Source organism: Subsaximicrobium wynnwilliamsii (assembly GCF_007997225.1).
GTDB classification, from domain to species: domain Bacteria; phylum Bacteroidota; class Bacteroidia; order Flavobacteriales; family Flavobacteriaceae; genus Psychroserpens; species Psychroserpens wynnwilliamsii.
This window is the reverse complement of sequence record NZ_VORM01000012.1, coordinates 1-26,185: the sequence shown is the minus strand read 5'-3', so window position 1 is coordinate 26,185 and position 26,185 is coordinate 1. Positions and strand designations below refer to the sequence as shown.

General features: G+C 40.3%; 21 protein-coding genes. 8 read left to right on the top strand and 13 right to left on the bottom strand.

Features of this window, described 5'->3' with window-relative positions; all coding sequences use genetic code 11:
- Positions 1–604: 604 nt before the first annotated feature.
- The 11 genes from ESY88_RS11280 to ESY88_RS11235 form a co-directional block, all read right to left on the bottom strand.
- Positions 605–1,258: a 3-oxoacid CoA-transferase subunit B gene (locus tag ESY88_RS11280; protein WP_147085992.1), complete on the bottom strand. Its 654-nt coding sequence runs from the start codon at positions 1,256–1,258 to the stop codon at positions 605–607.
- Between the two features lie 252 nt (positions 1,259–1,510).
- The gene (locus ESY88_RS11275; protein ID WP_147085993.1) at positions 1,511–2,212 is read right to left on the bottom strand and encodes a CoA transferase subunit A; all 702 of its coding nucleotides are present in this window, start codon (positions 2,210–2,212) and stop codon (positions 1,511–1,513) included.
- Positions 2,213–2,507: 295 nt separating this feature from the next.
- Positions 2,508–5,216 carry a carboxypeptidase regulatory-like domain-containing protein gene (locus ESY88_RS11270; RefSeq protein WP_147085994.1) on the bottom strand — a complete coding sequence of 903 codons (2,709 nt, stop codon included), beginning with the start codon at positions 5,214–5,216 and terminating at the stop codon, positions 2,508–2,510.
- Positions 5,194–5,898 carry a GLPGLI family protein gene (locus ESY88_RS11265; RefSeq protein WP_147085995.1) on the bottom strand — a complete coding sequence of 235 codons (705 nt, stop codon included), beginning with the start codon at positions 5,896–5,898 and terminating at the stop codon, positions 5,194–5,196. The genes ESY88_RS11270 and ESY88_RS11265 overlap by 23 nt, the downstream gene beginning before the upstream one ends.
- A 44-nt stretch (positions 5,899–5,942) precedes the next feature.
- Positions 5,943–6,695, bottom strand: coding sequence for a GLPGLI family protein (locus tag ESY88_RS11260; protein WP_147085996.1), 753 nt, complete (start codon positions 6,693–6,695; stop codon positions 5,943–5,945).
- Between the two features lie 54 nt (positions 6,696–6,749).
- The gene (locus tag ESY88_RS11255) at positions 6,750–6,941 is read right to left on the bottom strand and encodes a hypothetical protein (protein WP_147085997.1); all 192 of its coding nucleotides are present in this window, start codon (positions 6,939–6,941) and stop codon (positions 6,750–6,752) included.
- A gap of 499 nt (positions 6,942–7,440) precedes the next feature.
- Positions 7,441–7,593, bottom strand: coding sequence for a hypothetical protein (locus ESY88_RS21030; protein WP_189702587.1), 153 nt, complete (start codon positions 7,591–7,593; stop codon positions 7,441–7,443).
- A gap of 88 nt (positions 7,594–7,681) precedes the next feature.
- On the bottom strand, positions 7,682–8,407 hold the full coding sequence (locus tag ESY88_RS11250; protein WP_147085998.1) for a GLPGLI family protein: 726 nt from the start codon (positions 8,405–8,407) through the stop codon (positions 7,682–7,684).
- A gap of 336 nt (positions 8,408–8,743) precedes the next feature.
- A complete protein-coding gene (locus tag ESY88_RS11245; RefSeq protein ID WP_147085999.1) occupies positions 8,744–11,101 on the bottom strand; it encodes a penicillin-binding protein 1A in 2,358 nt (785 codons plus the stop codon).
- A gap of 2 nt (positions 11,102–11,103) precedes the next feature.
- Positions 11,104–11,604: a gliding motility lipoprotein GldH gene (locus tag ESY88_RS11240; protein ID WP_147086000.1), complete on the bottom strand. Its 501-nt coding sequence runs from the start codon at positions 11,602–11,604 to the stop codon at positions 11,104–11,106.
- Positions 11,591–12,766 (bottom strand): PSP1 domain-containing protein, encoded by a 1,176-nt coding sequence (locus ESY88_RS11235; protein ID WP_147086001.1) that lies wholly within the window; start codon positions 12,764–12,766, stop codon positions 11,591–11,593. The genes ESY88_RS11240 and ESY88_RS11235 overlap by 14 nt, the downstream gene beginning before the upstream one ends.
- A gap of 250 nt (positions 12,767–13,016) precedes the next feature.
- On the opposite strand from ESY88_RS11235, the gene ESY88_RS11230 reads away from it, so the two are divergent.
- The gene (locus tag ESY88_RS11230; RefSeq protein WP_147086002.1) at positions 13,017–14,420 is read left to right on the top strand and encodes a peptidoglycan DD-metalloendopeptidase family protein; all 1,404 of its coding nucleotides are present in this window, start codon (positions 13,017–13,019) and stop codon (positions 14,418–14,420) included.
- A 147-nt stretch (positions 14,421–14,567) separates the two neighbouring features.
- On the opposite strand, the gene trhO is transcribed toward ESY88_RS11230, so the two are convergent.
- The gene (trhO, locus tag ESY88_RS11225) at positions 14,568–15,632 is read right to left on the bottom strand and encodes an oxygen-dependent tRNA uridine(34) hydroxylase TrhO (RefSeq protein WP_147086003.1); all 1,065 of its coding nucleotides are present in this window, start codon (positions 15,630–15,632) and stop codon (positions 14,568–14,570) included.
- Positions 15,633–16,332: 700 nt separating this feature from the next.
- Here trhO and recA point away from each other — a divergent pair.
- The 4 genes from recA (at position 16,333) to ESY88_RS11200 (ending at position 20,722) form a co-directional block, all read left to right on the top strand.
- Positions 16,333–17,337, top strand: a complete 1,005-nt coding sequence (gene recA / locus ESY88_RS11215) for a recombinase RecA (RefSeq protein ID WP_147086004.1) — start codon at positions 16,333–16,335, stop codon at positions 17,335–17,337.
- 367 nt (positions 17,338–17,704) lie between these two features.
- The gene (locus ESY88_RS11210; RefSeq protein ID WP_147086005.1) at positions 17,705–18,115 is read left to right on the top strand and encodes a hypothetical protein; all 411 of its coding nucleotides are present in this window, start codon (positions 17,705–17,707) and stop codon (positions 18,113–18,115) included.
- 400 nt (positions 18,116–18,515) lie between these two features.
- On the top strand, positions 18,516–19,058 hold the full coding sequence (locus ESY88_RS11205; RefSeq protein WP_147086006.1) for an RNA polymerase sigma factor: 543 nt from the start codon (positions 18,516–18,518) through the stop codon (positions 19,056–19,058).
- Positions 19,058–20,722 carry a hypothetical protein gene (locus tag ESY88_RS11200; protein ID WP_147086007.1) on the top strand — a complete coding sequence of 555 codons (1,665 nt, stop codon included), beginning with the start codon at positions 19,058–19,060 and terminating at the stop codon, positions 20,720–20,722. The genes ESY88_RS11205 and ESY88_RS11200 overlap by 1 nt, the downstream gene beginning before the upstream one ends.
- A 92-nt stretch (positions 20,723–20,814) precedes the next feature.
- Here the strand turns inward: ESY88_RS11200 and ESY88_RS11195 are convergent, their stop codons facing one another.
- The gene (locus ESY88_RS11195; RefSeq protein ID WP_147086087.1) at positions 20,815–21,549 is read right to left on the bottom strand and encodes a lysophospholipid acyltransferase family protein; all 735 of its coding nucleotides are present in this window, start codon (positions 21,547–21,549) and stop codon (positions 20,815–20,817) included.
- 122 nt (positions 21,550–21,671) lie between these two features.
- Here ESY88_RS11195 and ESY88_RS21445 point away from each other — a divergent pair, with 122 nt between their 5' ends.
- From ESY88_RS21445 to ESY88_RS21025, 3 genes are all read left to right on the top strand, one after another.
- Positions 21,672–21,878, top strand: coding sequence for a hypothetical protein (locus ESY88_RS21445; RefSeq protein WP_223270803.1), 207 nt, complete (start codon positions 21,672–21,674; stop codon positions 21,876–21,878).
- A 125-nt stretch (positions 21,879–22,003) separates the two neighbouring features.
- Positions 22,004–22,972: a tryptophan--tRNA ligase gene (trpS, locus tag ESY88_RS11185; RefSeq protein ID WP_147086008.1), complete on the top strand. Its 969-nt coding sequence runs from the start codon at positions 22,004–22,006 to the stop codon at positions 22,970–22,972.
- A 2,103-nt stretch (positions 22,973–25,075) separates the two neighbouring features.
- Positions 25,076–25,252, top strand: a complete 177-nt coding sequence (locus tag ESY88_RS21025) for a hypothetical protein (RefSeq protein ID WP_189702586.1) — start codon at positions 25,076–25,078, stop codon at positions 25,250–25,252.
- The last annotated feature ends 933 nt before the right edge of the window (positions 25,253–26,185 follow it).

The following is a 26,185-nucleotide window of genomic DNA, read 5'->3' as shown; positions in this document are numbered from 1 at the left end:
GCAGAAAAGGACATGTTTTGCGATGCCTTTGAATGGGGCTGAAAATAGTATTCCCGATGCGCGGGGGTTGATGACGATTTTCAATACAAGACATCGCGTCTTGCATCCGTGACATTCTGAAAAACACCAAAAAAGCCGATGTTGGTGTTTTCCACCAACATCTTCTAATTGGTTGGAAAGTGACTCAAGGACTGTCTTCAGGATACCGGTTAAAACAGGATCCTGAATTGAATCTAAAACCCACTCGCATGGGATTGTTGGTAAAAAACACCAACAATGGCAGCGTGTTGTCTTGAAAACATTTGCAGATATCGGAGTCATCTGCGCATAAGCAAATCTGGAAATGAATCCCGCAGATTTCGCAGATTGACGCAGAAAAGGACATGTTTTGCATGCCTTTGAATGGGGCTGAAAATTTATAAGAATGCTCCTTCAGGTAAGTCAAGGTTTCAATAACCATTTGACCCTTCCGAAGGCTGGCTGGCAGATTATTTCATATGGTTACAGACCCGCTATCGTCTGAAGGCAAGGCACTGTTGAACAACCAAAAACGACCTGACTAAGCGCATTTGAATACGCAGTCTCGATATTAGCTTCGGAATGCTTACAGCTGCATTTCTGGGATGTCGCCTTCCACAAGCAAATGGCCTTCAGTAGCGGCTATAATTTCGTCTACAGATACGCCTGGAGCGCGTTCCAATAGTTTAAAGCCATTTTCGGTCACTTCAATGACTGCCAAATTTGTGACTATTTTTTTGACACAACCCACTCCTGTTAGTGGCAGGGAGCATCGTTTTAACAATTTAGATTCTCCTGCGCGATTGGTATGCATCATGGCCACGACGATATTTTCGGCACTGGCGACCAAATCCATGGCGCCTCCCATCCCCTTTACCATCTTGCCAGGAATCTTCCAATTGGCAATGTCTCCATTTTCGGCCACTTCCATAGCGCCGAGAATGGTTAAATCTACATGCTGACCACGGATCATGGCAAAGCTCAAGGCCGAATCAAAGAAACTGGCACCAGGCAAAGTGGTAATGGTCTGTTTCCCGGCATTGATGATATCAGCATCTTCCTCGCCCTCAAAAGGGAAAGGCCCCATGCCCAAGACGCCGTTTTCACTTTGAAACTCTACTTCTATATCGTCGCGCACGTAATTGGCGACCAGCGTTGGGATGCCAATACCTAGGTTGACGTAATAGCCATCTTTGACCTCTTTGGCGATGCGTTTTGCGATTCCGTTTTTATCTAACATGATTATATATATTTTTATTGAAGGATACTTGGGTTTTTAGCTGAAATGGATTGGTTTTAAATTGAGCTGTCGCGATGTGCTTTAGTCATCTCGCTTTATCTTGTAAAAATTTTTGGCCACGAACATCCCGAAACTGACTGTCCGGTAGGCAGGTTTACACAAATCTGCTCATTCTCTGAAAATACAATCTCAAATTGAATACTTGTCATTTCAGGAACAAAACAGATGTCTAGTCTGTTTGAACCATCTCATTTATAACTTCGGTCTTACCGTGCGTTGCTCGATGCGTTTCTCATAGTTCTTGCCTTCGAAAATGCGCTGCACAAAAATACCAGGAATATGGATTTGGTTGGGGTCCAGTTCGCCAACCGGTACGAGCTCCTCCACCTCAGCGACGGTAATCTTTGCCGCGCCGCACATCACAGGATTGAAATTTCTAGCGGTGCCTTTAAAAATAAGGTTCCCTGCTGCGTCGCCTTTCCATGCTTTTACAAAGGCAAAGTCGGCTTTAAAAGCATGTTCCAAGACATACATTTTTCCGTCGAACTCACGAGTTTCCTTGCCTTCAGCAACTTCAGTACCAAAACCAGCAGGGGTATAAATCGCTGGAAATCCGGCTTGTGCTGCCCGGCAACGTTCGGCCAAAGTGCCTTGCGGTATCAACTCCACCTCCAATTCACCCGAGAGCATTTGGCGCTCAAACTCTGCGTTTTCGCCCACGTAAGACGACACCATTTTATCAATTTGCTTTTTATGGAGCAAAAGGCCCAGCCCAAAATTATCTACGCCGGCGTTGTTGGAAATACAGGTCAAACCCTTTACATTGAGTTCGACTAATTTGGAGATGGAATTTTCGGGAATACCAGAAAGCCCAAAACCGCCCAACATCAGGGTCATATTGTCCTTTATGCCTTCTAAAGCTTCGGAAACATTGGCTACTTTTTTACTAATCATCTGTGTGTGTTTTTGCTTCTGAAAATTACGAAATAAAAGAGGGATTTGGAAATTATTGAAGTCTTGACTTTGAAAACGGAAGATATTGAACACACCAAAGGTATTTTTCTGTATAAATTCGGCCCTATAAAACTGAATCACGTTCTCAAACTTCGCTCAGTACTAATTTCATATAGCTATTGTATATCCTGCAAGGTCTTTTTTTAGACCTTGTAGGTATGACTCAGAAATTCGAAAAGACTTTCAAGTTTGTGAAAACCTTGCAAGAAAAGATAATTGACCCTCAAACTCGATTTCACAGCTTATAAGCCAGCTTGAACATGATAATCCTAGGAAGTATAAAGGTCTTGCTATCACTAATCACAAAGCTGTTAAAGTTGTTCTGTTGCTTAAAACCCACATCAAATAGATTGCTGGCATTGATTTCAAAGCCCCAGGGACTGTCCTCAAGCTGATAGAACAGCGAAGCATTTGCAGTATCAAAGGTATTCTTGATGTTGGCGCTCTTGTTGTTATAGGCATCAAAACTATAATCGGCCTTGAGGATAAAATTCTCCAAAAAGTCATAATCCAAGTTGATGAAAAAGCGATCGTTTTCAAAATTATTAGGCGCTCCAAATGCCCTGTAATTATTGAAATCCTTTGTATAACCGACTTCAACATTGGGATGCTCTTTAAATGAGGTCTCTATACTAAGCGTTGATGACAGCGACTTTGAAATGTTGAGATTGGTTTGGCCGTTGAGCAACTGGTAAAAATCAGTATAGCTATATCGTGCACTGAAATTGTACTTGAGCTTCTTGATTTTTTTGGAAAATCGACTGCTTAACATCCAACTCTGCTCGGGTCTGTCAAAAAGTATGGCGGTGGAAAACTGCTCAATCCCCTGTAATTGAGTCACAGTCTTAAACGATTTTATTTTTTTATTATAGCTGGAATTGATATTGAAATTGAGGTTTTTGAACAGACTGAATTTGTAATAACTCAAATTGACCGAATGATACAATTGATTGTCTAAAGTAGTGTCGCCCTTAAACACCGAGTTGAAACTGGATAGCACAAAATTATTGGCCAAGCGATCGATACTTGGGAAGCGCGCATTTAGCTGGTATCTAAAATTCAATTTTTCACTGTTGTTGAATTCCACCTTTGTGGTAAATTTTGGCAGCAAGAGTGCTTTTTGGTTGGAAAAGCGCTCGTCAAATTGTTTGGTGTTCCACTTGTAAAAATTGTAATACAACATGGGTTTAAAAGTGGCGATACCAATCTGGAATTTATACTCAAAACCAACAAAGGTATTTATAAAATCATAGCCAAAGTCGTTGCCAAAACCTGCGGAACTGAAATTATTAACGCTTCCATCACTCAACAGTTGCACATCTTGATTTTCAAAATGGGTAAAGGCAGCATTAACACCAACACTGGCATAGAGATGGTTGAAATTATTGAGCACCCAATAGTCTTTTACAATGGCGTTGACGTTATGCGCATTGGAGTGTTTGGTTTGCAGTATGTTATAAACCACATCATCTTCCAACGGAATCAAGCCCTGCAGGATTTGTCGGTTGGTAAGCCACTCGGTCAAGGGTTTGTCATTTTGAAATTCGTAGGTGGCCTCCAAAGTGGCGGTGTGGTTTGTGGATAATTTTCTACTGTAACTCAGGTTCTGTTTCAAATTAATACCTGTAACATCGGTCCTGGTATTGATGCGGTTGCTTTGGGTTGGGTTAATGGTCGCAATCAAACCGTTGCTGTCATTATTGCTGAGTTTCACAAAACTGTTATAGGCCAAATCCTCATCATAGCTTGGGTCGTAATCCAGCGTGATTTTTGCTATGGTAAAGAAGTTACGTAGTGTATTATTGATGTTACGCTCTTCAACAAAAGGCTCCGTAAAATTGAGGTATTCGTTTAAAGTGCTGCTCTCGGTTTCGGTTTTTGAGTTGGAAGTAATGATGTAACCACTAATATCGGTTTTAGAGTTGATGGCCTGTCTAATGTTCAAAGCGCCAAATTGGTTGGTGTTGGACTTGAAATCCTGGTTATTGAGGTATTGGGCAAAATCACTATTATAAAGGCTGAAATAATTACCAGTATCTTCCAACAGCTTACCAAAACCGCCCTCAAACTCCAGATAATCCCTAAAGGTAAAACTTTTGACACCGCGGTTATTAAGGTCGCCGATAAAATTGATGTTGGTCTTCGGACTGTAATAGAACAGGTTGGGATGTATGAGATAGCGATCTTTGATGCCAGCGCCAACTTCTACATCGCCAAAGGCAAACTTCTTTTTGTCTTCCTTGAGCTTGATGTTCATGGCCATATCGTCGCTGTCCTGAAGCCCCTTGAGCATGGCGACTTCGTTGTAATTGTCAAGCACCACAACTTGGTCAACCGCATCGGCAGGGATGTTGTTGACCGCCAATTTACTATCGCCTGTAAAAAAGGTCTTGTTCTCCACCAGCACCTTAGTTACCTTTTTGCCTTGCACCGTAACGTTACCATCTCTATCAACCTCCACGCCAGGCAGCTTTTTAAGCACATCTCTCAATTTGCGTTCCTCCCCGGTTTTAAAGCTATCGACGTTGTAGGTAATGGTATCTTTCTTTACTGAAATTGGAGGCGTATAGTTGAGCTCGACCTCATTGAGCTGATCAGGGTTTTCTTGAAGTATAAAGCTTTTAATGATATCTTCCTCGGTAGTGGTAATCTCCAAAATTTGGGAGCTATAGCCCAAATAGCTCACGGTCACTTTGTAACTCTGGTTTTTGGCAAGCCCAAGTTTATAGCTACCATCGGCTTCTGTAATTGCAAAACGCACCTCTTGGTCATCTGCATCTGGGATGGCTAGGATGTTGGCGTAGGATAGAGGGGTTTGCAGGGTGTCTGTTATTTGACCTGACACAACAATGTTTTGACTATTAAGTGATAAAAATGGTAAAATAATAAGAACCAAACGACCCAGAACATTCGCTAAATTTTTAGTCTCTTTGTCTAGCTTCATCCATTTCTATTCCAATGTTATCAAAATCGTATTGTGATATTTTTCTTCCTTTCGTTGGAATGGTTATGTTTTCCTCCAAATTATTTAAATTTATATTTTTGGCAACATAAACTTTATTTTTTTCTCGCAACTCTAAAACCAACCCAGGTAGTCCATGATATCCTTTAGGACCAATAGAAATTGGAATTTCGGGTGTGTACCAGGCAGTAACTTTATGTTCAAAAACGCCCCTGCTATTTCTCACTTTTTTAGTAGTTGTAGCTTTGTAGCAATTGTAATCTCCTATTTTTTTGCTATCCTTAGTTAACTCCCATTTAATTGATTCGTAACTAATAAGGAAAAAAGCGCCATATGCTTCTAATTGATAGAACATCTCATGCTTTTGATTATTACTATAAAATATATACCTCGCACCTAACAATATTTTGGACAAATTCAATTCATTATCCCCTTGCTCTAAATTTGGAGCAATTTTAAATAGGGTTTCATTATTTTTAAAGGATAATTCAAAATCAGCATAATCGTTATTTTCAATTACTCTATTTAAGGCATTTAAAGCTGAATTTTCTTTATCAGTAACTTTTTCAATTTTGCTTTTGTATATAATTTTTCCTTCAATTTGTTGAGAATATGAATTAGAAAAATGTAATAATATGAGAATAAAAATACTATTTCTAATCATTAAGATAATAGCATAAAAATTATTTATTAGCCTAATTTTCCGTATCAATTCTTCCTGTAGTGTTTTCTTCGATTAATTACAGCATCCTTCATAAGAGCATTAAACTCAGTTTCAGTCATAACTCTCCCTTTATTAGGTAACTTCAACTTCATCATCTCATCTTGGAATTCAATCTTTTTTAAGAATGTAATAATATTTTCCTTTTGTAATTGAACAATTAAACCTGGGAGTCCACCATAACCATCTGGACCATAAGGTAGATTAATTTCTGGTGCGTACCACGCTATAATCTCTATAACTTTTTTTCCGGATCTACCTTCTACACTTTTTTTTGTTTTTGCTTTGTAACAAGTCAGATTACTTATAATTTTGGTATCGTTAGTTAATTTCCAATTTAAACTATCAAAACTGGTTTTGATCAGAATTTTTTCTCCGTAAATTTCTTCTGTAATTATAATAATTCTATCTTTTTTACTGTAGAATGCAGAGTTACCAATAAAGCCCGATAAAAGTTTTGACATATTAATAGACAATTTACTTTCACTATCTGAAGATAAAGATTTTATTTTCTCATATTTACCAATTAAATCATTGAAATAGAGTCTGTAATTTGTTTTTTCTAAATTATTGCTCGCTTTTTGAATTGTTCTAACTATTTCAGGATCAATATCATCATTGTTTTTTAATAAGGAATCATTGACAATTGACTTTTTATTGTAATCTGCGTATCCACTCAATGATTGCCCAATACTACAATGAGTAATTAAAAGTATTAGTATAATTAATTTCTCTTTCATAAGTTATCGAATTATAACTATCAGTAGCCTTAACTACTGATAGTTAATTAAATGTTAATCCCATCCTCCATTTGATTCGCAGTTATCGTATAAAGCATTGAAAAGTAAATACTCTTGATAATACGAATAACCATACAAACCTCCTAAGGCAGATGCCGCTAAATCAGCACCTTCGAAACAACCCGCATCCTGTTTTACAACTGCATTAGCATTTAAGGAACTACATACGAGTAAAACCGCAGCCATAAGGCTAAATATCTTTTTTTTTCATAATTTCTAAATTTTAAACCCATGTTATTAGTTTACACAGGCTGGTTCATATTTAATTATACCGCAAAGTCTAAAAATCACAAAGTCTAGGTTGCAAAGCCATTGGTAAGTCGCAAAGTCTTGTCAAAATAAAAATAAACAAGCTTGATTTTTAGGTCAATCTAATTTGTCTTGAATAATCTATGGGCGACTTTGCAAATGATCCAATAAACTATTTTCAACGATTCAAAAATCGAATAAAAAAAACGTTTTTGCAACCCTTTTTAGGTTGAATTTTAACTTAATTAATTGTTAATAAGTTATTTAGCTCGCGAAGCTAGACCAAATATCAAGAGTACGGTAAAACCGTAATTTGGAGGTCTAAAAACGGTAGAATTTAACATTTTAAAATTTGGTGGTTTAAAATAAGCTTGAAACCCTAGGGTTTATAGGTGGTTGTTTTTCGAAAACTGTTAAAATTTCATTTAAACTGAATTTATTTGAAATTATCAATGACATCTAAAACAGCAAAACGCAGCTTTTGGTCATCTGCATCTGGGATGGCTGGGATGTTGGCGTAATATAAGGGAGATTCGATGGTGTCTGTGACTCGTCCAGAAACTTCAATATTTTGTGAATGTAACGACACACAGGAAATTAAGAACAGTATTAAAACAAGCAGCCTTTTTAACATCTAGCAAAATTTCATAAATAAACATCATTCCCATTTGCTGGAATTAATCTTCCCCTTTCATTTGTTTCATAACAGCCCTACCTATTTCTGTAAATTCTGTTTGACTAACTTGCTTCCCTTTATGTGGAATCTTTACTTTTTTCTCTTCTTGTTTTAGAACAATCTTTTTAGCATAAAAATAATGTCCTCTTTCTTCTAAAGCCAAAATCAAACCTGGCAACCCTCCATAGTTTTTAGGCCCAAACCGGAAAGGGATCTCTGGAGTAAACCAAGCAGTAATCTCTGTTTTAATAGTTCTACCATTTTCTATGGTAGTTGTAGCCTTGTAGCACGTATAATCGCCAATTTTCTTTTTCTCCTTTGATATGTTCCAAACGTAAACGTTGGCATTCTGCCTTATCAGGTAATAATCATCATAAGCAAATAATTGATGAAGCTTAAAATCCTCTTTCAAATTGCTATAATAAATACCTGGCGAAACTGCTCTTTTCAAATATGGATTTATGTCATTTTCAACAAAAGGAATAACTTGAAAATTGGCTTCCTGTCTGTTAAAGCTCAATTCATACAAGTCTGAATCAGATGATAAGGCCTGCTCTATTGCTGAATTCTGCTGTGCAATAATTTCTTTTACTTGTCTGTCCTTAATTTTAGAGGTGTCTACTGGGGCGTGCACTATAGACTCGCCGTAGGTTAAAAAACCACTTTTCACTTGGGCAGATAACGGATAGTTCAATAAAATAATAATAATAATTAGCAAATGTTTCATTAGAATTCGAATTTAAATCTTACCTACACCTATGATTAATTGGGTACTATTTGTATAAACCTAATTTTATTAAAACTGCGGAAACTCTTTTGTGTCCTGCCATTTTTTAGAACAGACATCGTTTGGAAATTAGAACTATGTATTTCAAAAATAGAAAAACAAAACCCTTTCGCAGCGCTTTGGCGCTTAAGTTAAAGCCAAGGTTATTTTTAGCTTCGGAAAGCAGACCAATCTTGATGAGTAATACAACACAGTAAATGCATCTAAAAAATTCCGTTTACAAAAAAAGCCATTCAAAATGAATGGCCTTCGCTATTAGTATTCAAATGGCTATTTCTAAAAGTCCAAGACGCCTTCCAACTCATCGGAAGGATCAACGACCTCCTCAGTACCGGTTGGAACCTTGCTGCAATCGACTTCAATCGATAGATTTTCAGGCCTTTCAAAAGGTTCTTGAGATATGTTGAGTTCTTCATCGGCATAGCAGGCTTTCATGTACAAGCCCCAAATTGGCAAGGCCATTGACGCACCTTGACCATAAGTAATGCTTTTGAAATGCGCTGCACGGTCTTCAGCACCTACCCAAACACCGGTAACCAAGTTGGGCACCATGCCCATAAACCAACCATCACTTTGATTCTGGGTGGTTCCTGTTTTTCCGGCAATTGGGTTTTTAAGCTCATAGGGATAACCGGTCATGATTTCTTTATAGATACCAGAGTCTGGATCCCAAGAGCGTTGCAGTCTAGCACCCGAACCGCTTTCTACTACACCCTCCATAAGTTTGACGGTGGTGTAGGCCACTTCATCACTAAGCACGTCTCTGGTTTCTGGCACAAATTGATACAACACGGTTCCGTTTTTGTCTTCGATACGCGTGACCATCACAGGCTTGTTGTAAACCCCTTTGTTTGCAAATGTGGAATAGGCTGCCACCATCTCATAAACACTAATATCTGGCGTTCCCAAGGCAATGGCAGGCACGGCGGGTATGTTGCTCTCTACACCTAAGTTCCTAGCCATATCGGCCACAGGTTGCGGGCCTACTTTATCCATTAAACGTGCAGTCACGGTATTTATGGAATGTGCCAAAGCATATTTAAGGGTTACGAAGCCACCGTATTTTCCATCGGAGTTTTTTGCGGTCCATGGTAACGGATTTCCAAACTTATCGGCCTCAATGGTAATTTGTTGTCTTGGTATGGTGTCACAAGGGGAAAGATGCAATTGGTCTATGGCGGTTGCATAGACGAAAGGTTTGAAGGTAGAGCCCACTTGGCGCTTGCCTTGATTGACATGGTCATACTGAAAATGCCTGTAATTCATCCCACCTACCCAAGCTTTGACGTGGCCTGTTAGCGGATCCATACTCATCATGCCTGGTTGCAGGAAGGATTTGTAATACCGCATGGAATCAATGGGTTTCATAATGGTATCGATCTCACTGGCCTTGCCATCAACCCAAGCAAAAACGCTCATTTGGGTTGGCACTTCAAAGGATTCACGAATTTCTTCATTGGTCTTGCCTTGCACTTTCATGATACGCCAGCGCTCAGAGCGCTGCATGCTTCGGTTCATCAAATCTTCTATCTCGCTGGCATTGAGCTCTAAAAATGGCGCTGTTTTATTGCGATCAGGTGTGTTCTGCTTGAAAAATTCGGCTTGTAACCTAGGCATGTGCCTTGTCACAGCATCTTCAGCGTGCATCTGCATTCTGGAATCTATGGTGGTGTAGATTTTGAGTCCGTCGTTATAGAGGTTGTATTTCTCACCATTGGGTTTTGGATTCTCCCTGATCCAATCTTTCATAAATTTGTCTAGAAAGGCCCTAAAATAAGTGGCGGAACCTTCGCGATGGGATTCTGGCGAAAACTGTAAATCCAAACCGGTACTTCTAAGGCTATCTTCAGTCTTTTGGTTGATGTACTCGTATTTCTCCATTTGGTTCAAGACCACATTGCGTCGGTTCTTGGTGCCTTCCGGATTTCTGGAAGGAATGGGATTGTAAAGCGATGAATTCTTGAACATCCCTACCAACATGGCAGCTTCCTTAAGATCCAATTCAATGGGTTCTTTTCCGAAGTAAATGCGTGAAGCAGATCTAATACCATCGGCATTGTTTCCGAAGTCATAGATATTGAAATACATGGCAATGATCTCTTCCTTGGTGTATTGTCGCTCCAAGCGTATGGCTATGACCCACTCTCTTACTTTCTGAAATAAACGTTGAAATTTGTTGGAAGACACTTGTTTTGTAAACAGCTGTTTCGCCAATTGCTGGGAAATGGTACTCGCACCACCGCCGGCACCTAGCTTTACAACGGCTCTCAAAGTGCCACGGAAATCGATCCCGGAATGCTCATAATACCTAATATCTTCGGTAGCGACGAGCGCCTCTACCAGGTTTTTTGGCAATTCGTTGTAATCAACTGGGGTTCTATTATCGTCTAGGTAGAATTTACCAAGCGTTTTATTATCTGAAGAAATGATCTCGGTGGCCAAAAAGGTCTTCGGATTCTCGAGGATGGTATAATCTGGCATTTCGCCCAAAAGCCCCCAAGAGGCCAAAAGGAACATTGAAAAGAATGCCAGGATCGCTCCTGCGAAAAGGAGCCAAAAGCTTCTAATGTATTTTGCAAAATCTGAAGTTTCTTTGTTAGTGTTCTTCTTTTTTGCGACTGTTTTTTTTGCCATAATCAATTTGTTAACGCCTGCTCCACTCTAAAGCCAACATCGGTAATGCCCTCTAATTTTTGAATGCCATTGACCATACCGTTTTGTCTCATGGCCTGCTGGATGTTGATGGTATAGTCTCCAGATTCTTCAAACATAAAAGGGGCTTCATAGCCTTTATACCACAATTTATTTTCCTTCACATCGGTAAAGCCTGTGCCCAAAAAACTGCCATCTGGTCTTGTCATGGTATAGTTTAGGGTGTCTTTGATGGCTTTTCCGTTAGGGTAATTAAGTTCAACGATTAAGAATAAGTTACTGTATTTGTAATCGTTAGTGTTGCGAAGGTTGACGTATAAATTATAGGCGTTGGTGGTATCTGGTGCAGTAACTGTGAATGCAACCACGCTGTCTTTATCCCATGCTCCCGAAACCGATTTGTATTCGTCAAACACTCTTTTATCGTCACAGCTAAAAACGAGCGAACTCACGAACATGAGAATGAAAAACTTACTTTTTTGCATCAGGTCTAGGCTTCTTATTGCGGTTTTGTTGATTCCCGCTCTTCTTTTTACGTTTCTTGTTGCGTTTTGGACTATCAAAACGCGTTAAACTGTCTTGACCCACAACGTTCTCAAAACTGGTTTTAGTATCTTGAACAAGGTCTACTGCATATTCTTCAAGGCTAGTGACCTTTTCACGTTTTATATTTTTATCAATGATTTCATTGGCTTGATCTGTGGTAAGCACATGCCAGTTCATCCATTCGCCCTCGTAGGCATACCAAAGCACTCCTTTAAAAATATCGGTTTTTTGGCATACTGCTTTTCCTTTTTCGGTAAAGAGTTTGGTGTCACTTTTAGGGAAAGCCTTAAGCGCGTCTAAATAGGAATCGAGTTCGTAATTGAGGCAGCATTTTAGTTTGCCACATTGACCGGCAAGCTTCAGCGGATTCAAGGATAATTGCTGGTATCTTGCGGCAGAGGTGCTTACCGATCTAAAATCGGTCAGCCACGTGGAGCAGCACAATTCCCTTCCGCAGGAACCAATCCCACCCAATCGCGCAGCTTCCTGACGAAAACCGACTTGTTTCATCTCGATTCGGGTTCTAAACTCTCTGGCAAACAACTTGATAAGCTCCCTAAAATCAACGCGTTCTTCCGCAGTATAATAAAAGGTCGCCTTACTGGCATCCCCTTGATATTCGATATCGGAGATTTTCATTTTAAGTTTCAAATCAATGGCAAAGCGTCTCGCCTTGACCTTCATGGGCTCTTCTTTGTCTCGAGCGTCAGACCAAATATCGATATCCCTTTGCGAGGCTTTACGATAGATTTTCAAGACGTTTTCCTCGTCGTCGAGCCTCACTTTCTTACGTTTCATTTGAATTCTTACCAATTCTCCAGTAAGCGTGACCATGCCCACATCATGACCAGCTTTGGCCTGTGTGGCAACCACATCACCTATACTTAGAGTAAGATTCTCAGTGTTTTTATAAAATTCTTTTCTCCCGTTCTTAAAACGAACCTCGACGCCCATAAATGGGGCTTCGCCTTGTGGTAAGGACATGTTTGCCAACCAATCAAAAACAGTTAACTTATTGCAGCTATCTGTGCCGCAGGTTCCGTTATTCTTGCATCCTTTTGGTTGTCCGTCCTTACTTGTTGAGCAACTCGTACAACTCATGAAATTTTATATATAATTCAATGCCTAAAGTAGGTATTGAATGAAGATTAATAATTTATTTTTCAAGCGTAAAGATAGGATTATTTATTGAGTAGTGTAAACTGCGCCTGGCATAATCTTAGGAGTTTGCCCAACAAAAACCGTTGTAATAACCATTGTTTGTTTTATTTTGGCCTAATTCACATTTTGAAATGCTCACATTTACAAACAAGTACGATGTAACCAGGTATGAATCAAAAACCCATGACTTATGAAATCGCAAATTACGATATTGCTCTTAGCGCTATTAGGCGTTAACATCGCAAAAGCTCAAAGTCCAGAAACGCCTGTAAATGGAAGCGCGTATGTTTTCAATGCTGAAAAATCGCCTTGCCTCACAAACGAAGCCCGCAAAAGCATCATACAAGAGCTTGAAAACAATGTAGCAATGCTTCAAAATGAGCAGCGCTTAAATTATAATGGAACCCATAGAGACGGTCATGTATTATTTTCATGGCCCGTACAAAAAGCAGATGGCATTGATTTTAATGACGTTTGGAGTATTTCTGGTTATTTAGATCACAATGCTGCCTACCCAAACCAACTTACCGATTACGATTGCGGCACTACTACTTACGATACCAGTGCGGGTTACAACCATCAAGGCGTTGACATTTATACTTGGCCTTTCCCTTGGAAACTCATGGATGATGACAGTGCAGAGATCATTGCTGCTGCCGACGGACAGATTATCGCCAAAGGTGATGGCCAATATGACCGAAGCTGTAACTTTAACAGCAACCCTTGGAATGCGGTCTATGTGCAGCACAGTGATGGCAGCGTGGCCTGGTATGGTCACATGAAAAACGGTTCATTAACCACCAAATCTGTTGGTGATATGGTGGCAGAGGGTGAATACTTAGGCATTGTAGGCAGCTCAGGAAATTCAACCGGTCCACATTTGCATTTTGAAGTTTATGAAGACAACAGCTACACCCAATTGATTGACCCTTTTGCCGGGGACTGCAATAGCTTAAACGGAAATGACTCTTGGTGGGTGGAGCAAAAACCTTATCTCAAACCGAACATCAACGCCGTGATGACGCATTCGCAAGTGCCAGATCTTTTTCCCACCTGTCCCACCACTGAAACCACTTTTGAAAGTAGCGCATTTGATATTTCAGACACCATCTACTTTACCGCGTTTTTGAGAGACCAAGTGGTTGACGATGTTATTTACCTCAAAGCCATTAGACCAAACGGCACTTACTTATACGACTGGAATATCACTGTGGTGACTAGTGCCTCCTCTTGGTATTATTACTGGTCTTTCCCGGTGGATGCGGTTGGCGAATGGACTTGGGAAGTTACTTTTAAAGGCCAAACCGAAACTACCAATTTCACGGTTAGCGATGCGCTCAACCTTGATGAATCCAGCTTTTCGCAGACTTCCGTTTATCCAAATCCTTTTTACGATGTGTTACAGATCAGATCCAAAGTTCCTGTCACTAAAGCCATCGTGGTTGATGTTTTGGGCAAAATGATAAAAAGGAGTTCTAACATTTCGGAAGGGATACAACACATCAATCTCGAAACCCTTTCAGCAGGGCTTTATTTTCTCACTTTGGAAGGCAATGACGGACAGCAAAAAACCATAAAGCTCCTCAAAAATTAGGAAAGGATGAAGCTTGGATTTGGGATTGACGATTGACGATTGACGATTGACGATTGACAATTGACAATTGACGAATTTTAAACATTGTAACAAAACACTCAAGTCATTAAGTTTTAAGTCCTTTTGTCATAAGTCAATCCAAAAAAGCTATTTCTGAAAATTCTCAAAAATATTTCTTAAATCCTTTTTGTAAGACAAATGCTCGGCCCGGCCTTTTTTAAAGATGTCGTTGCTGTTGCCTTGCCCCTTTCGCATGTCCTTTTGCTCGTCTTTTGGCAATTGGTTCACTTCCATGCAGGTGCTTGAACAGCAGTTTTCCATTTTTTGTTGACAATCCTCACATTGGATAAACAATAAGTGGCAGGCATCATTGGCACAGTTCACGTGGGTGTCGGCAGGTTGTCCACACTGGTGGCAATGGGCGATCACATCATCTGATATTCGCTCAGACCTGCGTTGGTCAAACACAAAATTCTTACCAATAAATTTATTCTCCATTTGATCAGCTTCCACTTGGCGCACATAATGGATGATGCCGCCTTCCAGCTGAAATACGTTCTTAAAACCTTTATGTTTGTAATAAGCACTGGCCTTTTCACAACGAATACCCCCCGTGCAATACATGACCAGATTCTTATCTTCCTTATGGTCTTTTAGGTCTTCCTCAATGATATCCAAAGATTCCCTAAAGGTATCCACATTTGGTGTGATGGCATTTTTAAAATGGCCAATCTCACTCTCATAGTGGTTTCGCATGTCTACCAAAATGGTGTTGGGATCCTCCATAAGGCTGTTGAATGCTTCTGCATCCACATGAATCCCTTTATTGGTCACGTCAAAGGTATCGTCATCCAAACCATCGGCAACGATTTTATCGCGCACTTTGACCTTCAACTTTAAAAAGGCGAAGTTATCGTGCTCAATGGCGATGTTGATGCGCACATCCTCTAAAAATGGAATGCTATCCAAATGGGTTTTCAGGTCCTGAAAATGTTCCGCAGGGACTGATAGTTGGGCATTGATGCCTTCATGTGCCACGTAAATCCTGCCCAGAACCTCCAAAGGATTCCAAGCTAAGAACAGCTGATTTCTAAAAGCTCTGGGAGCGTTGATCTTGGCGTAAGCGTAAAAAGAGAGGGTCAAGCGTTCTTGTCCCGCTTGAGCTATAAGTTCTGCTCTTTCTTTAGCGCTTAAGGTATTGTACAGTTGCATGCTATACGTTTTTAAGGTTAAAAATGAATGGGCGCAAAGGTAGGGAAAAAAAATAGTTCTCAGTTCTCAGTTCTCAGTTGGCAGTTGGCAGTTCTCAGTTTGCAGTCTTCAGTTGGTAGTGGGTAGTGGGTAGTAGGTAATTTAAAATTGGGAATTGGGCTTTGCGCCCCTGACTGCCGCAGGCAGGTCTGCGAGAAATTTATAAATCAGTCTTCAGTTGGTAGTGGGTAGCAAGTTGGAGTTTGGAGTTTGGAGTTTGGAGTTTGGGATTTGGGATTTGGAATTTGGAGTTTGGAGTTTGGAGTTTGGGATTTGGAATTTGGAATTTGGAATTTAAAGCAAAAAAAACCCTTCAGACGATCTGAAGGGTTTTTCTGAGGACTAACTCGTTATTAATATTTTTAAATGTGACTTAAAAATATATAACGCGCTAGCCTCCATCGGCTTTACAGTTGCTATTTATATGTATGGCAACTGAAACACCTAATGCGTTGTTAAAAACAATTTTCCTGAAAAATTTCATTTCTTACAAGGAATTAGATTTAATGGAATTGGAACTATTTAAGTCTTCTTTTTCATAGCAAACTTTCCCAATCACAATTGGTAGATGCGAAAAGTTCAAAAAGGTTGCGTCATAGCCTCAAAGAAATTAAAGAATGTTGTAATTTAGCTGACATTTTAATACAAAAAAACAAGACAAATGAGCAGTGAAAAAGACGCTAAATTAAAAGCACTTCAATTAACCTTAGATAAACTGGATAAAGCCTACGGGAAAGGGACGGTCATGAAAATGAGCGACCAAGCTGTAGTAGATGTGGAAGCCATTTCATCGGGATCTTTGGGCTTGGATATCGCCTTGGGTGTTGGAGGTTATCCTCGCGGAAGAGTGATTGAAATATATGGACCAGAATCGTCTGGTAAAACCACATTGACGCTTCACGCCATTGCCGAAGCGCAAAAAGCAGGAGGCATCGCAGCATTTATTGATGCAGAGCATGCTTTTGACCGTACCTATGCCCAAAAATTGGGTGTGGACATTGACAACCTCATCATTTCACAACCCGATAATGGAGAGCAAGCCTTGGAGATTACAGATAACTTGATTCGTTCTGGAGCAATTGACATTGTAGTAATTGACTCGGTAGCCGCTTTGACACCTAAAGCTGAAATTGAAGGTGAAATGGGTGACTCTAAAATGGGACTGCATGCAAGACTCATGTCTCAAGCCTTGAGAAAATTGACAGGATCCATCAGTAAAACCAAGTGTACCGTGATCTTCATCAACCAATTACGTGAAAAAATTGGAGTGATGTTTGGCAATCCCGAAACCACAACCGGTGGTAACGCGCTTAAATTTTATGCTTCCGTTCGATTGGACATTAGACGTTCCACACAAATCAAAGAGACCGATGGCAGCGTCATGGGCAACAAGACCAGAGTTAAGGTCGTAAAGAATAAAGTCGCACCTCCATTTAAAATGGCTGAATTTGACATTATGTATGGTCTGGGAATTTCAAAAGTGGGAGAAATTTTAGATGTTGCCGTTGAACAAGAAATCATCAAGAAAAGTGGTTCTTGGTTTAGTTACGGCGAAACCAAATTAGGCCAAGGTAGAGATGCTGTAAAAGCCTTGATTAAAGACAATCCAGAATTGATGGATGAACTGGAAGCAAAAGTAAGGGAAGCAGTCAAGCCAGAAAATTAACAGGTTCTATTTCTGAGAAAGAAAACATACACCTCTTTTTGAAAGGGACGTAGGACGTAGGATGTAGGACGTAAGACGTAGGATTCTTTTTTCCAACCAGGGTATTTTTATATTTCTAAATCAATGTTGTCCGAAAAAGACTTAAGACCGCTGCGCTTCAAGACATAAGACCTGCCTGTCCGGCAGGCAGGCATAAGACTTGATTCGTAAACATTTGATAATTAGGCCCATCTGATTTTCATTTATCGGACATTAATGATCTAAAGCAAAAAAAAATCCCTCTTCTGGGATTTTTTTTGTTTTTGACGCAACCTTTGTAAAGCTATTGCATCTAATAAATGATACAAAACCTATTTAATAGTATTACATGAAAAAGATTTTTTTATTAGTTGTACTTTCAATGTCCTTATTCGCCTGTAGTTTAGACGATGATACTCCAAATTTTTACCAAGAAATTTTGCCTATTGAGAGCGTGACTATTCCTGAGGAATTCGAGTTTGGAGGCATTTACGAGATATCAATGACCTATTTTAGGCCTTCAAGCTGCCATGTGTTCCACAACTTTTATTATGAGATAAATGAAAACGAACGCACCGTTGCCATAATCAATAACGTTTATACCGAACAAAATTGTGAGGAACTCGAAGATGAGGAAGTAGAAGTTTCCTTTAACTTTGAGGTCACACGCACAGACCCTTATGTGTTCCGATTTTATCAAGGCACAGATGAGAGTGGCGACGACACCTATTATATTGTTGAAGTTCCCGTGGTAGAATAGTTGTTAAGCATCAAGAGCAAAACTGCCGGTAAGCAATTTAGGACTCACTTTTAATGCTTTGTTATGCAAGCCTAATTTTTTTAATGATTAGAACTTTTAGTAAAGATCATTAGTGGCCGATTAAATGTGATTAAAGCTAATAAACCCTTTTGAGGCAGGGCGTTTAAGAGCTTATCAAGTTGACAGCTTGTTTTTTTGAAATAATTTTAGCGAGAGTGAGATGGCATTTTCAATACAAATTATAACTGCTTGTCAGCTAGATACAATCATCCTGAAAGCTTTCGGGATTGTTCTTTGTTCTCACAGTCTTGTTTCTTTTTCAAACAACAAGGATTAAAGATATAGATTGCAATACCGGTCAATACTAATTAAATTAGAAATCAATTAATACCTAAATCATGTGAGTTTAAAACAACTCATTGACGACTGTAAGCGAAATGATACGCAAGCTCAGAGCCAGATATATAAGCTATATGCGAGTAAACTGTTTTCGATTTGCTTGAAGTATTCGCGTAATTATGCCGAAGCGGAAGACAACCTGCAAGACGCATTTATCACGATTTTTAAAAAAATAGACCAATTTAAGGCCAAAGGCTCCTTTGAGGGCTGGCTCAAGCGCATAACCGTGAATACCGCCTTGCAACGCTATAGAAGCGTTGGTGTATTTGACATTGTCAATGAAGACCAAATTGAAGAGGTCACTATTGAGATGGATGATGACAACATTAGCCTTGATTTTTTACTGGGCATCATCCAAGAATTGCCAGATCGCTACCGTTTGGTGTTCAACCTCTATGTGATGGACGACTATCCCCACAAAGAGATTGCAAGCCTTCTCGAGATATCCACTGGCACCTCAAAATCCAATCTTGCGCGAGCAAGGTCGATTTTAAAAGATAAAATAGAACAGTACAAAGCGAAGTCGAATTCGCAAAGTTTATAATGAGTGAAAAAAAGAACATAGACAAGCTCTTTAAGGAACAGTTCAAAGATTTTGAAGTGACCCCAGATGATGCCATTTGGAAAAACATCGAACAAGAACTGCATAAAGACAAGCGCAAACGTCGCATCATCCCTATCTGGTTGAAAATCGCTGGGGTTGCAGCCCTTTTGGCACTGTTGTTTACGGTAGGCCAAGGTGTTTTCAACAACGACAATAACGCTATAAAGAACAACCCCATTGTAGATAGCAAAAGCAATACAGACACCAATGCTTCGGAAGGACGAAATGCTTCGAATGCCAATGCACAAAACGATTCGGACAATAGCCAAAACGCAAATCCTTCAGAACAAAGTGATTTCTCTTCAAAAAACGGAACCCAAGAGCGTGTTGCAACTACTGAAACCAATTCCGACAGCCTCAAAACTATTGAAAATGCTTCGGAAGCAGCTTCAAATGGCAACCAGCAGTCTTCCGAAGAAACACAGGGCAGCACAGCTGTGGTCTCCAATAAAGATGGGGAGGCATCCACCACTAGAAATGCACTTGCAAATGCTTCCGAAGAAAAAGCTGAACCCAAGAAAAGCGCTGGTCAATCTGAAAATGCAGTAGCACAGCAGCAAACCCTTCCGCAGAAAGAAGCAAGGCTTAAAAGCGCTGCCATAAATCAAACGGAAGCCATTGCACAATCTCAAAAGCCAATGAATCCAGAAGCTAAATTAGCTGTAGAAAATTCTGATGCTGAGGATTCAAAATCAAATGCGCTGGTTTCAAAGGAAAATACAGCTTCGAAAATCAGGATTGCAGCCTTTAATCCCGAAGCGAAAAACAATTTGGAAACGCTAACAGACAATCTGCAAAACCAAGAAGAAAACGCCATAGAAACCGCCATTGCGTTGGCAAATGACCCTGAAGATCTTGAGGATGAAGACGAAGCCCAACAGAGCAAGTGGAGCGTTTCACCAAATGTGGCTCCTGTTTATTTCAATTCATTAGGCAACAGTGGTTCTAGCTTAGATGCCCAATTTGCGAACAACTCCAAGCAGGGCGATGTGAATGTAAGTTATGGTATCAAGGGCAGTTATGCCATCAACAAAAAACTCAAAATCAGGGCTGGGATGAATAAAGTCGATTTGGGCTACAGAACCAACAATGTACTTATTTTTGACAGCGCCAATACCTTGGGAAGGTCGCAAACCTCACTATCAAACATTGAATTAAACGCAGCCGAAAGCAATAACAGTTTTTTAAGCGCCAAAAATGTGACTTTTGCCTCAGCACCAGATATTTTATTCAGCAAAGAGCAAGTGTCACTAGATCAAAACCTAGGCTTTATTGAAGTGCCCATAGAAATTGAATACAGTGTATTGAATACCAAGCTGGGATTGAATCTTATTGGTGGTTTTAGCACCTTTTTTTTAAACAATAACGAAATTTTTTCCGTGGAAACCAATGGTAACCAAACCCTTATGGGCGAAGCCACAAATGTTAACGATCTAAGCTATAGTGCCAATTTCGGGATTGGCCTGGACTATGAGCTTAGCAAAAAATTGAAAGTAAACCTTGAACCTACGTTCAAATATCAATTAAACACCTTTAACAATACGTCGGGCGACTTTCAGCCTTTCTTTATTGGTGTTTATACCGGACTTAGTTTTAAGTTTTAAGTGTTAGTGTTTTTTTAGTTGGTTAGATGGTACTGCAATCTTATTGCAGTACCGACGAAAAGCTGCTCTGTGCCAAGAGCGGCTTTTTCGGTTTAATGGAATTTCTTCAATTGTTGGAATATGGTTTCCCGCAGCTTTTGATTCAATGTTTTTGCATCTTTGCTTGTCAAGCCTTCAGTCGCCACAAAGGGCAACATTTTGACCCGCATTTGCCCCGGACTTCCGCTTAGAAATGTAAAGGAAAAGCGTTTTTTATTATCGGCAAAGGCGATGGGCACAATTGGGATTTGATGATTGATGGCCAATCTAAAGGCACCATCCTTGAAACTATCCATTACAACATGTTCGTCTGGCACGCCTCCTTCGGGGAAAATGCAAATGCTAAGCCCTTGATGCAGCCGTCTTTGTGCCCTCTTGAACACCGCTTGCCTACTCTGCGGATTGTTGCGATCTACCAAAATACAAGTCCGCTTATAGAAAAACCCAAACAAGGGAATTTTAACCAACTCTGCCTTCCCCACAAACACAAATGGGTTTTTTACGGTGACCAACATCAACATGATATCGGCCATTGAGGTGTGGTTGGCGATGAACATATAACTCTTTTTGGGGTCTGGAACCTCGTCTCTTTCAATCTTTACCCGAAAGCCCATCCCAAATAAAATGGACCTGGCCCACAATCGCGCCAACTTAAAGAAGAAGGGATACCAAGATTCCTTTAAGATGGAAACCATCAAAAAAGGCAGCAGCACAATAATTGGCAGGCCAACCAAAACGTAGAACCAAATACGGTACACGACCCAAAAAATAATTTTCAAAACTCTCATAAGGCTCAAAACTACTCATTTTAATTCAACATTTGATGCAAAAAAATTACCTTTGCTGACGATTTGGGAAGACGGAAGACGGAAGACGGAAGACGAAGACGAAGATGAAGATGAAGATGAAGATGAAGACGGGAGACGAAAATGAAGTTGAAGTTGAAGATGAAGATGAAGATGAAGATGAAGACGGGAGACGGGAGACGAAAATGAAGTTGAAGTTGAAGTTGAAGATGAAGTTGAAGATGAAGACGGAAGACGAAGATGAGGTTGAAATTGAATTTGCTCGCAGACCTGCCTGCCTGTGCGCAGGGGCGCAGAGTTTGTTGACTTGAAATTGCAAGAACTTTACTTGGACTGCTATTGCGACTGGGACTGGGACTGGAGACTGGAGACTGCGACTGAAGACTGAAAAAATAGTTTAATTAAAATAAGATTCCCGCCTGCGCGGGAAGTAAACATGGCAAGAATACTAACAGGCATACAAAGTACCGGCACACCGCACTTGGGGAACATCCTGGGGGCAATTTTACCGGCAATAGAAATTTCAAAAACGGATAAGAACGACTCGTTTTTATTTATTGCCGATCTCCATTCATTGACCCAAATCAAAGATGCCGATACGCTTAAGCAAAACACCTATTCTACCGCAGCAACCTGGTTGGCTTTTGGGTTGGACATTGAAAAAACGGTGTTTTACAGGCAAAGTGATGTGCCACAAACTACCGAGCTCAGTTGGTATTTGAGCTGCTTCTTTCCGTTTCAACGTTTGACTTTGGCGCATAGTTTCAAAGACAAGTCAGATCGATTGGAAGATGTCAATGCCGGACTTTTTGGCTATCCCATGCTCATGGCTGCCGATATTTTACTGTATGATGCCGAAATCATTCCGGTGGGGAAAGACCAGATGCAACACATAGAAATCACACGAGATGTGGCCTCGCGATTCCATGCTAAAATGGGCGATACTTTTGTGATTCCAGAAGGGAAGATTCAAGAATCCACCATGCTTATCCCTGGTACCGACGGTGCGAAGATGAGTAAGAGCAAGGGCAACTACATCAACGTGTTCTTGCCAGAAAAACAGCTACGGAAGCAAATCATGTCCATCGAAACCGATAGCACCCCTTTGGAAGCCGCTAAAAATTGGAGCACCTGTAATTGCTTTGCGATTTACAGTTTATTGGCTTCGGAAGCTGAAGTTGGCAGCATGAAAGCCAATTACGAAAACGGAAACTACGGTTATGGCCACGCTAAGCAAGCGCTATACGAATTGATCCTGACCAAATTCGAAACCCCTCGTGAACGCTACACCCATTTTATGAACAACCATCATGAAATTGACGAAGCCTTGGCCATTGGTGCTGAAAAAGCAAAACTGGTGGCCAATGCCGTATTGGAGCGCGTTCGGAAGAAACTAGGCTATTAGAAGCTGTTTTTAATCTGTGTTCCAAAATATTGAACGCTGATGACGCTGATGTAACAGATCTGCGCGGTTTTATAATAACGGAACTCCGCTTCCAATCTGCGGGTATCAGCAAAATCTGCGTCATCTGTGTTCCAAAAAATTGAACGCTGATGACGCTGATGTAACAGGTCGTAGATTGTTGGTGGTAAGCCTAAAGAGCTGAAAAAATAGCATTGCCAACTGTTGGTAGTCATGACACTTCAATAAAAATGGCAATACCAATATTGTTATGTCTAACCGCCGCTGCTGTTGTTTTCCACCAACATCTTTTTGTTTTATGGAAACTCGATAATTTACTTCAGACTATTTGATTCGCGACGCCGATGTTGGTGTTTTCCACCAACATCTTCTCGTTTTACGAAAACCTGACGCTTTTACTTCCTAACATTTAATGCACTTGAGCTATTTAATCATTCAATTTCCCATTTATCAATTGGCTTGATCGTAGAAACCAAAAAGACCTCACAGGTTTTGGAAACCTGTGAGGTCTGATGTAACAGATTTGTGCTGTTTTAAGATAGCGTACCTCTGCTTTTAATCTGCGGGTATCAGCATAATCTGTGTCATCTGTGTTCCAAAATATTGAACGCTGATAACGCTGATGCAACAGATCTGAGCGGTTTTATGGTAGCGGAAACCCGCTTTCAATCTGCGGGAATCAGAAAAAATCTGCGTCATCTGTGTTCCAAAAAAATTGAACGCTGATAACGCTGATGTAACAGGTCGTAGATTGTTGGTGGTAAGCCTAAAGAGCTGAACAAAATAGCATTGCCATCTGCTGGTAGACATCACACTTCAATAAAAATGGCAATACCAATATTGTTTGATCCAACCGCGGCAGATGTTGGCATGTTCCATCATCAGCTTCTTGTTTTATAATAACCCGTTAATTTACTTCAGACTATTTGATTCGCGACGCCGATGTTGGTGTTTTCCACCAACATCTTCTGGTTTTACGAAAACCTGACGCTTTTACTGCCCAATATTTGATTCACTTGAACTATTAAATCATTCAATTTCCCATTTATCAATTGGCTTGATCGTAGAAAACAAAAAGACCTCACAGGTTTTGGAAACCTGTGAGGTCTGATGTAACAGAGTTGCGTGGTTTTATGATAGCGGAAACCCGTTTTAATCTGCGGGTATCAGCAAAAATCTGCGTCATCTGTGTTCCAAAAAATTGAACGCTGATAACGCGGTTGTAACAGATTTGTGCTGTTCTACGATAGCGTAACTCCGCATTTAATCTGCGGGTATCAGCATAATCTGTGTCATCTGTGTTCCAAAATATTGAACGCTGATGACGCTGATGTAACAGATCTGCGCGGTTTTATGATAGCGGAACTCCGTTTTAATCTGCGGGTATCAGCATAATCTGTGTCATCTGTGTTCCAAAAAAAATTGAACGCTGATAACAATGATGTTACAGATCTGCGCGGTTTTATGATAGCAGAACTCCGCGTTTAATCTGCGGGTATCAGCAAAATCTGCGTCATCTGGGTTCCAAAAAAAATTGAACGCTGATGACGCTGATGTAACAGATTTGCGCGGTTTTATGATAACGGAACTCCTTTTTAATCTGCGGGTATCAGCATAATCTGCGTCATCTGTGTTCCAAAATATTGAACGCTGATAACGCTGATTTAACAGATTTACGCAGTTTTATGATAGCGGAACTCCGTTTCAATCTGCGGGTATCCGCAAAATCTGTGTCATCTGGGTTCCAAAAAAAATTGAACGCTGATGACACAGATGTAACAGATTTGCGCGGTTTTATGGTAGCGGAAACCCGCTTTCAATCTGCGGGTATCAGCATAATCTGCGTCGTCTGTGTTCCAAAATATTGAACGCTGATAACGCTGATGTAACAGATTTGCGCGGTTTTATGGTAGCGGAACTCCGTTTCAATCTGCGGGTATCCGCAAAATCTGTGTCATCTGGGTTCCAAAAAAAATTGAACGCTGATGACGCTGATGTAACAGATTTGCGCGGTTTTATGGTAGCGGAAACCCGCTTTCAATCTGCGGGTATCAGCATAATCTGCGTCGTCTGTGTTCCAAAAAATTGAACGCTGATAACGCTGATGTAACAGATTTGCGCGGTTTTATGGTAGCGGAACTCCTTTTTAATCTGCGGGTATCAGCAAAAGCTGCGTCATCTGGGTTCCAAAAAAAATTGAACGCTGATGACGCTGATTTAACAGATTTGCGCAGTTTTATGGTAGCGGAAACCCGTTTTTAATCTGAGGGTATCAGCAAAAATCTGCGTCATCTGTGTTCCAAAATATTGAACGCTGATAACGCTGATGTAACAGATTTGCGCGGTTTTATGGTAGCGGAACTCCGCTTCCAATCTGCGGGTATCAGCATAATCTGCGTCATCTGTGTTCCAAAAAATTGAACGCTGATGACGCTGATGTAACAGAGTTGCGCGGTTTTATGGTAGCGGAACTCCGCTTCCAATCTGCGGGTATCAGCATAATCTGTGTCATCTGTGTCATCTGTGTCATCTGTGTTCCAAAAAAAATTGAATGCTGATAACGCTGATGTAACAGAGTTGCGTGGTTTTACGATAGCGGAAACCCGTTTTAATCTGCGGGTATCAGCATAATCTGTGTCATCTGTGTTCCAAAAAAAATTGAACGCTGATAACAATGATGTTACAGATCTGCGCGGTTTTATGATAGCAGAACTCCGCGTTTAATCTGCGGGTATCAGCAAAATCTGCGTCATCTGGGTCCCAAAAAATTGAACGCTGATGACGCTGATGTAACAGATTTGCGCGGTTTTATGATAACGGAACTCCTTTTTAATCTGCGGGTATCAGCATAATCTGCGTCATCTGTGTTCCAAAATATTGAACGCTGATAACGCTGATTTAGCAGATTTGCGCGGTTTTATGGTAACAGAACTCCACTTTTAATCTGCGGGTATCAGCATAATCTGCGTCATCTGTGTTCCAAAAAATTGAACGCTGATGACGCTGATGTAACAGGTCGTAGATTGTTGGTGGTAAGCCTAAAGAGCTGAAAAAATAGCATTGCCATTTGTTGGTAGTCATGACACTTCAATAAAAATGGCAATACCAATATTGTTATGTCTAACCGCCGCTGCTGTTGTTTTCCCCAACAGCTTCTTGTTTTATGGAAACTCGATAATTTACTTCAGACTATTT

Coding starts and splice junctions, on each gene's coding strand:
- ESY88_RS11200 (WP_147086007.1), top strand. CDS start 19,058: ATGAGTGAAAAAAAGAACATAGACAAGCTCTTTAAGGAACAGTTCAAA.
- trhO (WP_147086003.1), bottom strand. CDS start 15,632: ATGCAACTGTACAATACCTTAAGCGCTAAAGAAAGAGCAGAACTTATA.
- ESY88_RS11235 (WP_147086001.1), bottom strand. CDS start 12,766: ATGAGTTGTACGAGTTGCTCAACAAGTAAGGACGGACAACCAAAAGGA.
- ESY88_RS11255 (WP_147085997.1), bottom strand. CDS start 6,941: ATGGCTGCGGTTTTACTCGTATGTAGTTCCTTAAATGCTAATGCAGTT.
- recA (WP_147086004.1), top strand. CDS start 16,333: ATGAGCAGTGAAAAAGACGCTAAATTAAAAGCACTTCAATTAACCTTA.
- ESY88_RS11195 (WP_147086087.1), bottom strand. CDS start 21,549: ATGAGAGTTTTGAAAATTATTTTTTGGGTCGTGTACCGTATTTGGTTC.
- ESY88_RS11210 (WP_147086005.1), top strand. CDS start 17,705: ATGAAAAAGATTTTTTTATTAGTTGTACTTTCAATGTCCTTATTCGCC.
- ESY88_RS11275 (WP_147085993.1), bottom strand. CDS start 2,212: ATGATTAGTAAAAAAGTAGCCAATGTTTCCGAAGCTTTAGAAGGCATA.
- ESY88_RS11260 (WP_147085996.1), bottom strand. CDS start 6,695: ATGAAAGAGAAATTAATTATACTAATACTTTTAATTACTCATTGTAGT.
- ESY88_RS11265 (WP_147085995.1), bottom strand. CDS start 5,898: ATGATTAGAAATAGTATTTTTATTCTCATATTATTACATTTTTCTAAT.
- trpS (WP_147086008.1), top strand. CDS start 22,004: ATGGCAAGAATACTAACAGGCATACAAAGTACCGGCACACCGCACTTG.
- ESY88_RS11240 (WP_147086000.1), bottom strand. CDS start 11,604: ATGCAAAAAAGTAAGTTTTTCATTCTCATGTTCGTGAGTTCGCTCGTT.
- ESY88_RS11270 (WP_147085994.1), bottom strand. CDS start 5,216: ATGAAGCTAGACAAAGAGACTAAAAATTTAGCGAATGTTCTGGGTCGT.
- ESY88_RS11250 (WP_147085998.1), bottom strand. CDS start 8,407: ATGAAACATTTGCTAATTATTATTATTATTTTATTGAACTATCCGTTA.
- ESY88_RS11245 (WP_147085999.1), bottom strand. CDS start 11,101: ATGGCAAAAAAAACAGTCGCAAAAAAGAAGAACACTAACAAAGAAACT.
- ESY88_RS11230 (WP_147086002.1), top strand. CDS start 13,017: ATGAAATCGCAAATTACGATATTGCTCTTAGCGCTATTAGGCGTTAAC.
- ESY88_RS11280 (WP_147085992.1), bottom strand. CDS start 1,258: ATGTTAGATAAAAACGGAATCGCAAAACGCATCGCCAAAGAGGTCAAA.
- ESY88_RS21445 (WP_223270803.1), top strand. CDS start 21,672: ATGAAGACGGGAGACGAAAATGAAGTTGAAGTTGAAGATGAAGATGAA.